Genomic DNA, 270 nt, shown 5'->3' on the forward strand with positions numbered 1-270 from the left:
GAGGAAGGACAGCGACTGCTCGCGGTCGAGACGCGTCTTGACGCTGTCGAAGGACAGCATGCGGTTGACCGAGAAGTGACGGCCGACATCGCGCAGGAATTCGAGGTAGTTCAGCGAGCGGAGCCATTCGGCATTGTTGATCATCAGCGCCGCGTTGGCAGGCTTGCCGTAGTCGAGGTAGTTCGAGAAGCAGCGCTTGATCGAGGCGATGTTCTCTTCGATCATCTCGATCGTCATCAGCTTGCGCGCTTCTTCCTTGAAGGAGGGGTC

At 58.5% G+C, this 270-nt stretch carries 1 pseudogene; it reads right to left on the reverse strand.

What is annotated here, in order from left to right:
* Window positions 1-270: pseudogene (locus SB764_RS40570) on the reverse strand (tyrosine--tRNA ligase); the annotation flags it as partial.

Origin of the sequence: Paraburkholderia sp. SIMBA_027 (assembly GCF_046535315.1) — a bacterium.
Lineage (GTDB): Bacteria > Pseudomonadota > Gammaproteobacteria > Burkholderiales > Burkholderiaceae > Paraburkholderia > Paraburkholderia tropica.